This is a genomic window from Micromonospora sp. IBSANI012 (assembly GCF_052814045.1).
The window spans coordinates 1,417,764-1,430,074 of the sequence record NZ_CP199933.1; the positions used below are offsets into that span (position 1 = coordinate 1,417,764).

The window sequence follows — 12,311 nt, forward strand, 5'->3', positions numbered from 1 at the left end:
CGCAGCCGGGTGACCGGCGGCGGCGGTCGCGTTCTGTCAGCAGCTAAATCAGCGGAATGTCAGCGGCCGTCGCCGTAACGTCAGACCCCTCGCGCATCGTTGGGCGACCAGCGATAACGATCGGAGTTCTGATGACATACGCGATCCGCGCCGAGGGGCTGGTGCGCCGCTTCGGCGCCACCACCGCCCTTGCCGGGGTCGACCTGGAGGTTCCCACGGGGACGGTATTCGGGTTGCTCGGCCCCAACGGCGCCGGAAAGACCACCGCGGTACGGGTGCTCGCCACCCTGCTCGCCCCGGACGAGGGGCACGCCACGGTCGGCGGGTACGACGTCGGCCGCGACGCCCACCGGGTGCGCCAGCTGATCGGTCTGACCGGCCAGTACGCCTCCGTCGACGAGACCCTCACCGGCACCGAGAACCTGCTGCTCATCGGCCGGCTGCTCGGGCTCGGCCGGGCCCAGGCGCGGGCCCGCGCCGCCGAGCTGCTCGCCGACTTCCAGCTCACCGACGCCGCCGGCCGGGCGGCCAAGACCTACTCCGGTGGCATGCGCCGCCGGCTGGACCTGGCGGCCAGCCTGGTCGGGCGGCCGCAGGTGCTCTTCCTCGACGAGCCGACCACCGGGCTCGACCCGCGCAGCCGCAACGAGCTGTGGGACATCGTGCGCACCCTGGTCGCCGACGGGGTGACCGTGCTGCTCACCACCCAGTACCTGGAGGAGGCCGACCAGCTCGCCGGCCAGATCGCGGTGGTCGACCACGGGCGGGTGATCGCCCAGGGCACCCCCGAGGAGCTGAAGGCGAAGACCGGCGGGCAGGTGCTCACCGTGCGCCCGGTCGACCCGACCGACCTGCCGACCGTGCGGGCCATCGCCGGCGAGGTGGCTCGGGCGACGCCGGAGATCGCCCAGACCACCGTCACCGTGCCGGTGAACGACCCGGACGTGCTGCCCGCGGTGGTCCGCCGGCTCGACGCCGCCGAGATCCAGGTGGCGGAGCTGGCCCTGCGCGGTTCCAGCCTGGACGAGGTCTTCCTCTCCCTCACCGGCCACCGGGCCGAGCAGGACGCCTCCGCCGACGTACTCGAAGGGACCCCGGCATGACCGCCGTCACCGCGCCCGCGCCCGCGCTCGCCCCGGCCCGCCGGCTCGGCGTCGGCGCCGGCCTGCGGCACACCCTCACCCTGGCCTGGCGCAGCCTGGTGCAGATCAAGCACAACCCGATGGAGCTGCTCGACCTGAGCATCCAGCCGGTGATGTTCGTGCTGCTCTTCACCTACGTCTTCGGCACCGCGATCGCCGGCTCGTCCGGCGAGTACCTGACCTTCATGCTGCCCGGCATCATGGTGCAGAACGCGCTCTTCGCCACCATGACCACCGGGTTCGGGTTGAACAACGACCTGACCAAGGGGGTCTTCGACCGGCTCCGGGCGCTGCCGATCGCCCGCTGGGCGCCGCTGGCCGGCCGGATCCTCGCCGACACGGTCAAGCAGGCCTGGTCGATCGCGCTGCTGCTCGGCGTCGGGATGATCCTCGGCTTCCGGGTCGGCAACGGTGCGCTCGGCGTGCTGGCCGCGTTCGCCCTGCTGCTGGCGTTCACCCTGGCCGCGTCGTGGATCTCGGTGCTGGTCGGGGTGCTGGTCAGCGAGCCGGAGAAGGTGCAGATCTTCGGCTTCATGGTGATCTTCCCGCTCACCTTCACCAGCAACATCTTCGTGCCCACCGACCGGATGCCCGGCTGGTTGCAGAACTGGGTCGAGGTCAACCCGGTCACCGTCGTCGCCGACGCGTTGCGGGGGCTGCTGGTCAGCGGCCCGGTGGCCGGCCCGGTGCTGCAGACCCTGCTCTGGGGCGCGGGAATCGCGGTGCTCTTCGCGCCGCTGTCGCTGCGCGCGCTCAAGCGTCGGGTGTGAGCCGGACGGCCTCCCCGGCCGTCTTCACCACGCCTCGGCGAGGGCTTCCGCACCGAGCGCGGCGCAAGCCGCGTCCGGGCCGCTGCGGGTGCCCGTCACCGCGGCTGCGCGAGCGGGATCCGCCTAGACCTCCGGGCGGTCCTCCTCGCGCGGCGGGTCGCCCTCGCGGTGGCGCAGGTCGTCCTCCCGCCGGCGCAGGTCCTCCTCCCAGCGGCGGAACAGCTCCTCGTCGTCGCGACGGGAGTGTTCGGCGATGGAGTCGAGGAACTCCGGGTCGTCGTCGGGCGCGACCGGTCCGCGCCGGTCCCGTCCGGTGGGGGCGGGGCCGGCCGGGCCGGGCCGGGCGGGGGTGGCCTTGCGGCCGGCGAGGAACCAGGCAATCGAGCCGACCAGCGGGAAGAACAGGATGATCAGCACCCACGCGATGCGGGGCAGCGCGCGGATGTCCTCCTCGTCGGCGGAGAGACAGCTGATCAGCGCGCAGACGGCCAGGACGATCTGGACCGCGAAGAGCAGGAGAGACAACCGGGCCATGCCCCCATGATGGCGCACCGCGGCCCGTCACCACATCCCGCGCAGGACCAGCGGCACGGCGAGCAGCGCCAGCACGGCGGTGGCCAGGGCGACCGCGGGCAGGGCCGGCGGGCCGACCCGGATCGGCCCGCTGCCCGCGGCCCGGAGCCAGCAGGCCGCCACCGCCCCGGCCCAGACCAGCACCACGGCCGCGGCGAGCAGCGCGCCGGGCACGTCCCCGGTGAGGGCGAGCCGGACCGCCAGCACCGTCACCACGGTGAGCGCCAGGGCGGTGCGCCGCCAGGCCAGCCGGGTGCGCTCCGCTTGCAGCCCCGGGTCGCCGGTCACCGAACGCCGACCCCCCTCGCCAGCACCGCGCCCACCAGCAGCAGCGCGCCCAGCCCGACGATCAGGGCGAGCACGGCGGGGAATCGGGAGACCGGCAGCTCCTCGCCGAGCCGGATGGCCCGTTCGGTACGCGCCCAGTGGTCCACCGCCCGCACCGCCACGGTGCCGCCGAGCAGCAGCAGCGCGACCGCGATCGCCTCGCGCAGATGGCGCACCGGCGTCGGTGGCAGGAACTGGGCGGCGGCCAGCCCGCCGGCGATCAGCGCCAGCCCGGTGCGCAGCCAGGCCAGGAAGGTGCGTTCGTTGGCCAGCGAGAAGCGGTAGTCGGGGGCGGAGCCGACCGACCTGAGCTCCGACGGGTCGAACCACCGCCTGATCGCCTGCCACACGGCGCCGATTATCCGCTTTGTGTCGGGCATAGCCTGGACGGATGACCGATCTTGAGCCTGGCGCGCTGCGCGCCGCGTACGACAGCCAGATCCGCCCGGAGATCCCGGACCCGGTGCCGGCCGGGGTGACCGTCGAACGGGACGGCCCGCTGGTCCGGATCCTCGGCCTCGACCACGGCGGCTTCCTCACCTACCGGACGCTGGACGGGCTGGCCGGCGCGGAGCTGGACGCGCTGATCGCCCGGCAGGTCGAGCTGTTCCGGCAGCGGGGTGAGTCGGTGGAGTGGAAGCTGAACGCCCACGACGAGCCCGCCGACCTGGCCGACCGGCTGCGCGCCGCCGGGTTCGTGCCGGAGGACCGGGAGACCGTCCTGATCGGGCCGGTCGCGCCGCTGGCCGGCGCCGTCCCGGTGCTGCCCGAGGGGGTACGCCTGCGCGAGGTCACCTCCCGGGCGGACCTGGAGCGGATCGCCGCGATGGAGCAGGAGGTGTGGCAGGCCGACCGCAGCCACCTGGTGACCGGGCTGGAGAAGGAGATCGCCGCCGACCCGCAGTCGATCACCGTGGTGGTGGCCGAGGCGGGGGAGCGGGTGGTCAGCGCCGGCTGGGTCCGCTACCTGGCGAACACCGGCTTCGCCAGCCTGTGGGGCGGCTCGACGTTGGAGCAGTGGCGGCACCGGGGCATCTACCGGGCGCTGGTGGCGTACCGGGCGCGCCTGGCGGACCAGCGGGGCAAGGCGTTGCTCCAGGTGGACGCCTCGGAGGACAGCCGGCCGATCCTCCAGCGGCTCGGCTTCGTACCGGTTACCACGACCACCCCGTACGTCTACACTCCGTGATGATGGAGCAGCGGCTGACGGACGACGAGCGGCTCACCCTCAAGACCGGCGCGTTCGGGGCGGTCTTCCTGGTGTCGAACGCCGATCCGGGCATGCTCGCCATGATCCGGGAGAGCATCGCCGCGTCCGGGGCGCTCAACGGCGCCAGCGGGGTGGTGAAGGAGGCGCTCACCACCGGGCCGCTGCCCAGGTTGCCCCGGGACTCCGCGCTGGAGGTCGAGTCCGTGGTGCTGCCGGCGCTCGGCCGGGCGGTCGACATCCTGCGGGCGAAGTCGCCGCAGGACCTGGCCGCGTACCGGGACGTGGTGCTGGCGGCGGCCGACCGGGTGGCCCGGGCACACCGGGGGGTCGCACCGGCCGAGGCGGCCGTGATCGAACGGATCAGGGGAGCCCTCGCCGAGCCGGCGTGACCGCTACCCGCTCGCCGGGGGCGGCCCGCCCGCCGGGTCGCCGCCGGGCGCGGTCCAGACGGTGTGCACGGTGTCGCGGACGCAGAGGTCACGGACCCGGCCGCACGCGCACCGGTACGCCTCCGCCTCTGCCGGGCGGCCGCAGCGCTCCGGTGCGTGGTCGCCGCCGGCCGCCACGCCGACCGGACGCCCCGCATCCTGTCCCGACATGTCATGACACCTCCTGGTTTGTGAGTCTAGCCGGGCGCGCGGCCCCGGTGAGCTGTGTCACTCTGAGTGCCCAGGAAGCCGAAGCTACTGGCAGGTAACATTGCGCCGTGGGCAACTGCACAAGCGCCCGCGGTTGACCGGGCGTCAACGGACGCGCGAGGCTGCGCCCGTGACCGGGCGAGCGATCGCCACACCAACAGGAGGGTCGTCGAAACGCGATGAACATCGTCGTACTCGTCAAGCAGGTGCCCGATTCGGGCGCGGACCGCAACCTGCGTCCTGACGACAACACCGTCGACCGCGGTTCGGCGAGCAACGTCATCAACGAGATGGACGAGTACGCCATCGAAGAGGCGTTGAAGATCAAGGAGGCGCACGGCGGCGAGGTCACCATCCTGACCATGGGTCCGGACCGGGCGACCGAGTCGATCCGCAAGGCGCTCTCCATGGGCCCGGACAAGGCCGTGCACGTGGTGGACGACGCCCTGCACGGGTCCTGCGCCGTGGCCACCTCGAAGGTGCTCGCCGCCGCCCTCGGTCAGCTCAACGCCGACCTGGTCATCTGCGGTGCCGAGTCCACCGACGGTCGGGTCCAGGTCATGCCGCACATGATCGCCGAGCGGCTGGGCGTCGCGGCGCTGACCGGCGCCCGCAAGCTCACCGTCGACGGCGCCACGCTGACCGTCGAGCGGCAGACCGAGGAGGGCTACGAGGTGGTCACCGCCTCGACCCCGGCCGTGGTCTCCGTCTGGGACACCATCAACGAGCCGCGCTACCCGTCCTTCAAGGGCATCATGGCCGCCAAGAAGAAGCCGGTGCAGACGCTCTCCCTGGGTGACCTCGGCGTCGCCCCGACCGAGGTGGGCTTCGACGGCGCGACCAGCGCCGTGCTGGAGCACACCAAGCGCCCGCCGCGTTCCGGCGGCGCCAAGATCACCGACGAGGGCGAGGGCGGCGTCAAGCTGGTCGAGTTCCTCGCCACCGAGAAGTTCGTGTGAGAGGTCTGGACATGTCTGAGGTTCTCGTCGTCGTCGAAGCCACCCGGGAATTCGGCGTCAAGAAGGTCACCCTGGAGATGCTCACCCTCGCCCGCGAGCTGGGCACCCCGAGCGCGGTGGTGCTCGGTGGCGCCGGCGCCGCCGAGGCGCTGAGCGCCAAGCTGGGCGAGTACGGCGCGGAGAAGATCTACGCCGCCGAGAGCGAGGAGATCGACGGCTACCTGGTGGCCCCGAAGGCCACCGTGTTGGCCGAGCTGGTCAAGCGGGTGCAGCCGGCCGCCGTGCTGCTCGCCTCCGCGCAGGAGGGCAAGGAGATCGCCGCCCGCCTCGCCGTCAAGCTCGACAACGGCATCCTGACCGACGTGGTCGGCCTGGCCGCCGACGGCACCGCGACCCAGGTCGCCTTCGCCGGCTCCACCATCGTCAAGTCCAAGGTCACCAAGGGCCTGCCGCTGGTCACCGTCCGGCCGAACTCGGTCAACCCGGCCCCGGCGCCGGCCACCCCGGCCGTCGAGCAGCTCACGGTGGCGGTCACCGACACCGACAAGCTGGCCAAGGTCGTCGACCGGGTCGCCGAGCAGAAGGGCTCCCGCCCCGAGCTGACCGAGGCCGGCATCGTGGTCTCCGGTGGTCGTGGTGTCGGCAACGCCGACAACTTCAAGCTGGTCGAGGAGCTGGCCGACCTGCTCGGCGGCGCCGTCGGCGCGTCCCGCGCGGCGGTCGACTCCGGCTTCTACCCGCACCAGTTCCAGGTGGGTCAGACCGGCAAGACCGTCTCCCCGCAGCTCTACGTCGCGCTGGGCATCTCCGGTGCGATCCAGCACCGGGCCGGCATGCAGACCTCGAAGACGATCGTCGCCGTGAACAAGGACGGCGAGGCCCCGATCTTCGAGCTGGCCGACTTCGGCGTGGTGGGCGACCTGTTCAAGGTCGTGCCGCAGGCCGCCGAGGAGATCCGCAAGCGCAAGTGACCCCGCCCCGGGGCGCCGCGACTACCGGCGCCCCGGCCGGTCGCAGCTACGAAAAGAGTGGCCATCCTCGCGGATGGCCACTCTTTTCCGTCTGCGCCGCCGTTCCCGTGCGGTGGGAAAAGGGAGCTGATCGGCGGGCCGGGGAGCTGAGCCGGCCCGCCGATCAGCCCGTCAGGGCGCCCCTCAGCAAACTGTCGCCGGAGTGGGCGGGCTTGTTGTCGTACTGCTCGGCGGAGACGTCGACAACCGAGTATGCCTGAAGATCGACATTTGGTGGTAGCGGGAGCAGCGCATCCCCCGACGGATCGCGCAGCACACCGATTGAGAACATCTCCATGCTGGTCGGGTTGATCAGCCAGACCTCGTAATACCCGGGAACGTCCGGGAGATTCGCGACGACGGGAAGCAGCGGGCGTACCGGGTGGTCGCCCGCGAGGAGTACGCCAAGACGAAGATCCCGTTGGAGCGGTACGTCGCCCGGGACGGCAGACCGCGGCTGACGCTGATCACCTGCGGCGGCCCGTTCGACCCGAAGACCCGGCACTACCGGGACAACATCGTCGTCTCGGCCGTACCGGCCTGAGCCGTGACACCGGTGGACCCGTCACCCGCCGGCCCGGCCGCCCGGATGGCGCCCTCGTGCGGCGCCCCGCCCCGGCGCCGGCCCGGGCCCCCGGTGGTCCGGCGTCCGGCGGGACGGCTGCAGGCCGTTAGGCTGAACGGTGATGGCATACCTGGATCACGCGGCGACGACCCCGATGCTCGACGAGGCGTTGGAGGCGTACGTCGCCACCGCCCGCGAGGTCGGCAACGCGTCGTCGCTGCACGCGGCGGGCCGGCGCGCCCGGCGACGGGTGGAGGAGTCGCGGGAACGGGTCGCCGCCGCGCTGGGCGCCCGCCCCTCCGAGGTCGTCTTCACCGGCGGCGGCACGGAGAGCGACAACCTCGCCGTCAAGGGCGTCTTCTGGGCCCGCCGCGCCGCCGACCCGGGCCGGGTCCGGGTGGTCTCCAGCGCGGTCGAGCACCACGCGGTGCTCGACGCGGTGGACTGGCTGGCCGACCACGAGGGCGCCGAGGTGGGCTGGCTGCCGGTGGACGCGGCCGGCCGGCTGGACCCGGAACGGCTCCGCGCCGAGCTGGGCGCGCACGCCGACCAGGTCGCCGTGGTGACCGCGATGTGGGCCAACAACGAGGTCGGCACCGTCCAGCCGGTGGCCGAGCTGGCCGCGGTGGCCGCCGCGCACGGGGTGCCGTTCCACACCGACGCGATCCAGGCGGTCGGTCAGGTGCCGGTGGACTTCGCCGCCAGCGGCGTCTCGGCGCTCACCGTCACCGGGCACAAGCTCGGCGGCCCGACCGGGGCCGGTGCCCTGCTGCTGGCCCGCGACGTGCCGGCGACCCCGCTGCTGCACGGCGGCGGCCAGGAGCGCGACGTCCGCTCCGGCACGCTCGACACCGCCGGCATCGTGGCCTTCGCCGTCGCCGTCGAGGCCGCGGTGAAGGGCCAGCAGGAGTACGCCGTACGGGTGGCCGCGCTCCGCGACGACCTGGTCCGGCGGGTCCGCGAGGCGGTGCCCGAGGTGATCTTCAACGGCGACCCGACCGACCGGCTGCCCGGCAACGCGCACTTCTCCTTCCCCGGCTGCGAGGGGGACGCGCTGCTGCTCCTGCTCGACGCCCAGGGCATCGCCTGCTCCACCGGCTCGGCCTGCTCCGCCGGAGTGGCCCAGCCCTCGCACGTGCTGATCGCGATGGGCGCCGACGACGACCGGGCCCGCTCCTCGCTGCGCTTCACCCTCGGCCACACCAGCACCCCCGCCGACGTGGACGCCCTGATCGCCGCCCTCCCGGCGGCCGTCGACCGGGCCCGCCGCGCGGCCGCCCTGCGTACCCTCCGCTGACCCGCCGCCTCCCGCCCCGGCTCGGCGTTGTCCGCCGGGCCGCTGCCGGCGTCTGCCGCCGGCCCCGACGGTCGGCGGCGGTGACGCTTCGCCCGGTTCGTCCCGGCCGTGAGTGCCCGAACGCGCGGCTGGCGGTGACCGGCGGCGCAGCCGGGTGGCGGGGGTGGGGACGGCCGCGCGGGGGCGGATAGGGTCGTGGGGTGAGGGAGGTGTCACGGTGAGGGTTCTGGCGGCGATGTCGGGCGGGGTGGACTCCGCCGTCGCGGCGGCGCGCGCCGTGGAGGCGGGGCACGACGTGACCGGGGTGCACCTGGCGCTGGCCCGCAACCCGCAGACCTACCGCACCGGGGCGCGCGGCTGCTGCACCCTGGAGGACTCGCGGGACGCGCGGCGGGCTGCCGACGTCATCGGCATCCCGTTCTACGTCTGGGACATGGCCGAGCGGTTCCACGCCGACGTGGTGGACGACTTCGTCGCCGAGTACGCGGCCGGCCGTACCCCGAACCCCTGCCTGCGCTGCAACGAGAAGATCAAGTTCGCGGCGGTGCTGGACCGGGCGGTGGCCCTGGGCTTCGACGCGGTGGTCACCGGCCACCACGCCCGGCTCGGCGCGGACGGCCTGCTGCGCCGCAGCGTCGACCTCGCCAAGGACCAGTCGTACGTGCTCGCCGTGCTGACCCGGGAGCAGCTCGACCGGTCCCTCTTCCCGCTCGGCGACTCCACCAAGGCGCAGGTCCGCGAGGAGGCGGCCCGGCGCGGGCTGGCGGTGGCCGACAAGCCGGACTCGCACGACATCTGCTTCATCGCCGACGGCGACACCCGCGGCTTCCTCGCCGGCCGCCTCGGCGAGGCGCCCGGCGACGTGGTCGACGCCCTCACCGGCACGGTGGTGGGCAGCCACACCGGCGCCTACGCGTACACCGTCGGGCAGCGGCGCGGCCTGCACCTGGACCGGCCCGCCCCGGACGGCCGCCCCCGCTACGTGCTCTCCATCACCCCGAAGACCAACACGGTGACCGTCGGCCCGGCCGAGGCGCTGGACGTCTCCCGGGTGCAAGCCACCCGTCCCGTCTGGACCGGCGGCGAGCGACCGACCGCACCGGTCGAGTGCGAGGTGCAGCTGCGCGCCCACGGTGACGTGGTCCCCGCGACCGTCGAGCTGACCGGCGACGGGCTCCGCGCCGAGCTGCGCCGCCCGGTGCGCGGCGTGGCCGCCGGGCAGGCGATCGTCGCGTACCGGCCGGACCCGGCCGGCGACGTGGTGCTCGGCTCGGCCACCATCACCGACTGACCGCTGCCGTCCGCCTCCGGCCGGCCACGCCGAGCGGCTACCCTTCGGCCGTGACTGATCAGCCTTGGCCCTGGCCCGCGGGGGCAGCAACCGGCATCGGTTCGCTGCCCGGCACCGACATCGCCGAAGCGCAGCGGGTCGTCCTCGGCGAGCTGCCCGCCCTACCCCACCTGCCCGAACTGCCCGCCCGTGGACCGGGCGCCGACCTCATCGGCCGGACCGGCGGGTTGCTGGTGGAGCTACCGGTCGAGCTCTACGCGGCCCGTTGGCGGATCGCGCTGCGCCCCGGCCGGGACCTGCGCCGGGCCCGGGACCTGATGGAACGCGACCTCGACCAGCTCGCCGAGCAGGCTGAGGGGTACACCGGGCCGGTGAAGATCCAGGCGGCCGGACCGTTCACTCTGGCGGCCGCGCTGGAGCTGCCGATCGGCGGGCGGCTGCTGCGTGACCCGGGCGCGGTGCGCGACCTGGCCGGTTCCCTGGCCGAAGGGCTGCGGCTGCACGTCGAGGCGGTGGCCCGCCGGCTACCCGGGGCGTCGGTGCTGCTCCAGCTCGACGAGCCGTCCCTGCCAACGGTGCTCGCCGGGCGGGTGCCCACCGAGAGCGGCTTCGGCGCCCACCGGCCGGTCGAGTCCGAGGTGGCCCGCGCCCTGCTGCGCACCGTGATCGAGGCGGCCGGGGTGCCGACCGTGGTGCACTGCTGCGCGCCGGACGTGCCACTGGAGCTGATCCGGTCAACCGGGGCGGTCGCCGTGGCGCTGGACCTCGCGCTCGTCACCGACCTGGACCCGCTCGGCGAGGCGATCGACGCCGGGCTCGGGCTGTTCGCCGGCGCCGCGCTCACCCAGCCGCCGTCCGCCGGTCGCGCGCCGACCTCGGCCGAGGTCGCCGACCGGGTACGCACGCTCTGGGACCGCCTCGGCTTCCCGCGCCGCCAGCTCGCCGAGCAGGTGGTGGTCACCCCGGCCTGCGGCCTGGCCAACGCCACCCCGGGGTACGCCCGGGCCGTGCTGGCCGCCTGCCGGGACGCCGGCCGGCGACTGCACGAGGAGTGAGGGTTTTTCGTCGTACCCGGTGGGCAGGATGACCGACATGATTGGACAGCTGCGTTCCACGGTGATCGACTGCCCGGATCCCCGGGCCCTGGCCGGCTTCTACGCCGAGCTGCTCGGCCTGCCGCTGGTGGAGGAGAACTCCGACGGCGACGACTGGGTGGTGCTCGGCGGCTCGCCGGGGCACCAGCCCCGGCTCGCCTTCCAGAAGGCGCTCAACCTGCGGGCCCCGGCCTGGCCGGACCCGGAACGGCCCCAGCAGTTCCACCTCGACGTCACCGTCGACGACATCGAGGCGGCGGAGAAGGCGGTGCTCGCCCTCGGCGCGCGCCGGCTGCCGGGCGAGGGGGACGGCTGGCGGGTCTACGCCGACCCGGCCGGTCACCCGTTCTGCCTCTGCTGGGACTGAGCCGACCGCGGCCGGCCGGGGGTTGCGGCCGGGCGGCATGATCGCGGGCGTGATCGACTCCTCGCCCCGCCGTGCCTCCGGTTCGCTCTTCGGTCTCGCCTACGGCGACGCCCTCGGCAAGCCGACCGAGTTCCTGACCGTCGCCGAGATCACCCGTCGCTACGGCCCGGGCGGCCCGCGTGAGCTGGTCGGCGATCCGGCGCTGGTCACCGACGACACGCAGATGGCCCTGGCCGTGGCGTGGGCGCTGCACGACGCGTCCGCGTATACCCCTGAGGTGGTCGAGCCGCTGCTGCGGCAGCGCTTCGGAGCGTGGGCGGTCAGCCCGGACAACAACCGCGCCCCGGGGATGACCTGCCTGCGGGCCTGCGCCGAGCTGGGTCGTGGGCTGCGCTGGCAGGAGGCGACCGTGGTCGACTCGAAGGGCTGCGGCGCGAACATGCGGGTCACCCCTGTCGGGCTGCTCGACGTCGACCTCGACACTCTGGCCGGGCTGGCCCAGCTCCAGGCCGGTCTCACCCACGGTCATCCGACCGGCCTGGCGGCCAGCGAGCTGACCGCGTACGCGGTGCGGCTGCTGCGCGACGGTGCGGGCCTGGCCGAACTGCCCGACGTGCTGATCGCGCGGGCGGGGGAGCAGCGGCGGGTCTACCGCGCCGACTGGCTCGGCGACCTGTGGCAGCGGTCCGGCGCGACGTCCCCGGAGGAGTTCGTCGCCCGCGGCTGGGACGAGTGCCGGCAGGCGTTGGACCGGCTGGTCGCCGCGCTGGGCCGACCCGACGACGGCGGCGACCCGTGCCGCGACACCGGTGAGGCGTGGATCGCCGAGGAGGCGCTGGCCACCGCCCTGCTCTGCGCGCTGCGCCACCCCGACGACCCGGTCGCCGCGATCGCCCGGGGCGCGACCACCGCCGGCGACTCCGACTCGATCGCCGCCCTGGCCGGCGCCTTCGTCGGCGCCGCCCACGGCATGGCCGCCTGGCCGCAGGACTGGTCCACCCGCATCGAGTACGCCGACCAGCTCACCACCCTCGCCACCCGCTGGGACTGACCGGGCGGCCAGGATCG

Annotated in this window: 15 protein-coding genes and 2 pseudogenes; 12 read left to right on the top strand and 5 right to left on the bottom strand. The window is 74.1% G+C overall.

Features of this window, described 5'->3' with window-relative positions:
- Positions 1-131 precede the first annotated feature (131 nt).
- Together ACTWM8_RS06740 and ACTWM8_RS06745 are read left to right on the top strand one after the other, a co-directional pair.
- On the top strand, positions 132-1,103 hold the full coding sequence (locus ACTWM8_RS06740; RefSeq protein WP_446213060.1) for an ATP-binding cassette domain-containing protein: 972 nt from the start codon (positions 132-134) through the stop codon (positions 1,101-1,103).
- Positions 1,100-1,912, top strand: coding sequence for an ABC transporter permease (locus ACTWM8_RS06745; RefSeq protein ID WP_179803474.1), 813 nt, complete (start codon positions 1,100-1,102; stop codon positions 1,910-1,912). Before ACTWM8_RS06740 ends, ACTWM8_RS06745 begins: the two co-directional genes overlap by 4 nt.
- A gap of 123 nt (positions 1,913-2,035) precedes the next feature.
- Here ACTWM8_RS06745 and ACTWM8_RS06750 read toward each other — a convergent pair whose 3' ends face one another.
- The 3 genes from ACTWM8_RS06750 to ACTWM8_RS06760 are packed head-to-tail and all read right to left on the bottom strand — an operon-like array spanning position 2,036 to position 3,192.
- Positions 2,036-2,446: a PLDc N-terminal domain-containing protein gene (locus ACTWM8_RS06750; RefSeq protein WP_446213061.1), complete on the bottom strand. Its 411-nt coding sequence runs from the start codon at positions 2,444-2,446 to the stop codon at positions 2,036-2,038.
- Between the two features lie 27 nt (positions 2,447-2,473).
- The gene (locus ACTWM8_RS06755; protein WP_446213062.1) at positions 2,474-2,773 is read right to left on the bottom strand and encodes a DUF202 domain-containing protein; all 300 of its coding nucleotides are present in this window, start codon (positions 2,771-2,773) and stop codon (positions 2,474-2,476) included.
- On the bottom strand, positions 2,770-3,192 hold the full coding sequence (locus ACTWM8_RS06760) for a YidH family protein (protein ID WP_446213063.1): 423 nt from the start codon (positions 3,190-3,192) through the stop codon (positions 2,770-2,772). Before ACTWM8_RS06760 ends, ACTWM8_RS06755 begins: the two co-directional genes overlap by 4 nt.
- A gap of 11 nt (positions 3,193-3,203) precedes the next feature.
- Here ACTWM8_RS06760 and ACTWM8_RS06765 point away from each other — a divergent pair, with 11 nt between their 5' ends.
- Complete coding sequence (locus ACTWM8_RS06765) at positions 3,204-4,001, top strand: GNAT family N-acetyltransferase (RefSeq protein WP_377603750.1); 798 nt, start codon at positions 3,204-3,206, stop codon at positions 3,999-4,001.
- A 2-nt stretch (positions 4,002-4,003) separates the two neighbouring features.
- A complete protein-coding gene (locus tag ACTWM8_RS06770; RefSeq protein WP_377603748.1) occupies positions 4,004-4,411 on the top strand; it encodes a hypothetical protein in 408 nt (135 codons plus the stop codon).
- A gap of 3 nt (positions 4,412-4,414) precedes the next feature.
- On the opposite strand, the gene ACTWM8_RS06775 is transcribed toward ACTWM8_RS06770, so the two are convergent.
- Positions 4,415-4,621 carry a hypothetical protein gene (locus ACTWM8_RS06775; protein WP_446213064.1) on the bottom strand — a complete coding sequence of 69 codons (207 nt, stop codon included), beginning with the start codon at positions 4,619-4,621 and terminating at the stop codon, positions 4,415-4,417.
- Positions 4,622-4,839: 218 nt separating this feature from the next.
- On the opposite strand from ACTWM8_RS06775, the gene ACTWM8_RS06780 reads away from it, so the two are divergent.
- Entirely contained in the window at positions 4,840-5,619 is a 780-nt protein-coding gene (locus ACTWM8_RS06780; protein ID WP_357912716.1) for an electron transfer flavoprotein subunit beta/FixA family protein, read from the top strand.
- Between the two features lie 11 nt (positions 5,620-5,630).
- A complete protein-coding gene (locus tag ACTWM8_RS06785; RefSeq protein ID WP_446213065.1) occupies positions 5,631-6,590 on the top strand; it encodes an electron transfer flavoprotein subunit alpha/FixB family protein in 960 nt (319 codons plus the stop codon).
- 163 nt (positions 6,591-6,753) lie between these two features.
- Here the strand turns inward: ACTWM8_RS06785 and ACTWM8_RS06790 are convergent.
- Positions 6,754-6,987: pseudogene (locus ACTWM8_RS06790) on the bottom strand (anti-sigma factor); the annotation flags it as partial.
- Between ACTWM8_RS06790 and ACTWM8_RS06795 the strand changes: the two are divergent.
- The 6 genes and pseudogenes from ACTWM8_RS06795 to ACTWM8_RS06820 all read left to right on the top strand — a co-directional run.
- Positions 6,937-7,173: pseudogene (locus tag ACTWM8_RS06795) on the top strand (class F sortase); the annotation flags it as partial. The pseudogenes ACTWM8_RS06790 and ACTWM8_RS06795 sit on opposite strands and share 51 nt — an antisense overlap.
- A gap of 142 nt (positions 7,174-7,315) precedes the next feature.
- Entirely contained in the window at positions 7,316-8,491 is a 1,176-nt protein-coding gene (locus ACTWM8_RS06800; RefSeq protein WP_446213066.1) for a cysteine desulfurase family protein, read from the top strand.
- A gap of 217 nt (positions 8,492-8,708) precedes the next feature.
- Positions 8,709-9,782 carry a tRNA 2-thiouridine(34) synthase MnmA gene (gene mnmA, locus ACTWM8_RS06805; RefSeq protein ID WP_446213067.1) on the top strand — a complete coding sequence of 358 codons (1,074 nt, stop codon included), beginning with the start codon at positions 8,709-8,711 and terminating at the stop codon, positions 9,780-9,782.
- Between the two features lie 50 nt (positions 9,783-9,832).
- Positions 9,833-10,837 carry a methionine synthase gene (locus ACTWM8_RS06810; RefSeq protein ID WP_446213068.1) on the top strand — a complete coding sequence of 335 codons (1,005 nt, stop codon included), beginning with the start codon at positions 9,833-9,835 and terminating at the stop codon, positions 10,835-10,837.
- A gap of 37 nt (positions 10,838-10,874) precedes the next feature.
- Positions 10,875-11,243 (top strand): VOC family protein, encoded by a 369-nt coding sequence (locus ACTWM8_RS06815; RefSeq protein WP_446213069.1) that lies wholly within the window; start codon positions 10,875-10,877, stop codon positions 11,241-11,243.
- A gap of 37 nt (positions 11,244-11,280) precedes the next feature.
- Positions 11,281-12,294 (top strand): ADP-ribosylglycohydrolase family protein, encoded by a 1,014-nt coding sequence (locus tag ACTWM8_RS06820; RefSeq protein ID WP_446213070.1) that lies wholly within the window; start codon positions 11,281-11,283, stop codon positions 12,292-12,294.
- Positions 12,295-12,311: the final 17 nt, after the last annotated feature.

Coding starts and splice junctions, on each gene's coding strand:
- ACTWM8_RS06740 (WP_446213060.1), top strand. CDS start 132: ATGACATACGCGATCCGCGCCGAGGGGCTGGTGCGCCGCTTCGGCGCC.
- ACTWM8_RS06745 (WP_179803474.1), top strand. CDS start 1,100: ATGACCGCCGTCACCGCGCCCGCGCCCGCGCTCGCCCCGGCCCGCCGG.
- ACTWM8_RS06750 (WP_446213061.1), bottom strand. CDS start 2,446: ATGGCCCGGTTGTCTCTCCTGCTCTTCGCGGTCCAGATCGTCCTGGCC.
- ACTWM8_RS06760 (WP_446213063.1), bottom strand. CDS start 3,192: ATGCCCGACACAAAGCGGATAATCGGCGCCGTGTGGCAGGCGATCAGG.
- ACTWM8_RS06765 (WP_377603750.1), top strand. CDS start 3,204: ATGACCGATCTTGAGCCTGGCGCGCTGCGCGCCGCGTACGACAGCCAG.
- ACTWM8_RS06770 (WP_377603748.1), top strand. CDS start 4,004: ATGGAGCAGCGGCTGACGGACGACGAGCGGCTCACCCTCAAGACCGGC.
- ACTWM8_RS06775 (WP_446213064.1), bottom strand. CDS start 4,621: ATGTCGGGACAGGATGCGGGGCGTCCGGTCGGCGTGGCGGCCGGCGGC.
- ACTWM8_RS06780 (WP_357912716.1), top strand. CDS start 4,840: ATGAACATCGTCGTACTCGTCAAGCAGGTGCCCGATTCGGGCGCGGAC.
- ACTWM8_RS06785 (WP_446213065.1), top strand. CDS start 5,631: ATGTCTGAGGTTCTCGTCGTCGTCGAAGCCACCCGGGAATTCGGCGTC.
- ACTWM8_RS06800 (WP_446213066.1), top strand. CDS start 7,316: ATGGCATACCTGGATCACGCGGCGACGACCCCGATGCTCGACGAGGCG.
- ACTWM8_RS06815 (WP_446213069.1), top strand. CDS start 10,875: ATGATTGGACAGCTGCGTTCCACGGTGATCGACTGCCCGGATCCCCGG.
- ACTWM8_RS06820 (WP_446213070.1), top strand. CDS start 11,281: ATGATCGCGGGCGTGATCGACTCCTCGCCCCGCCGTGCCTCCGGTTCG.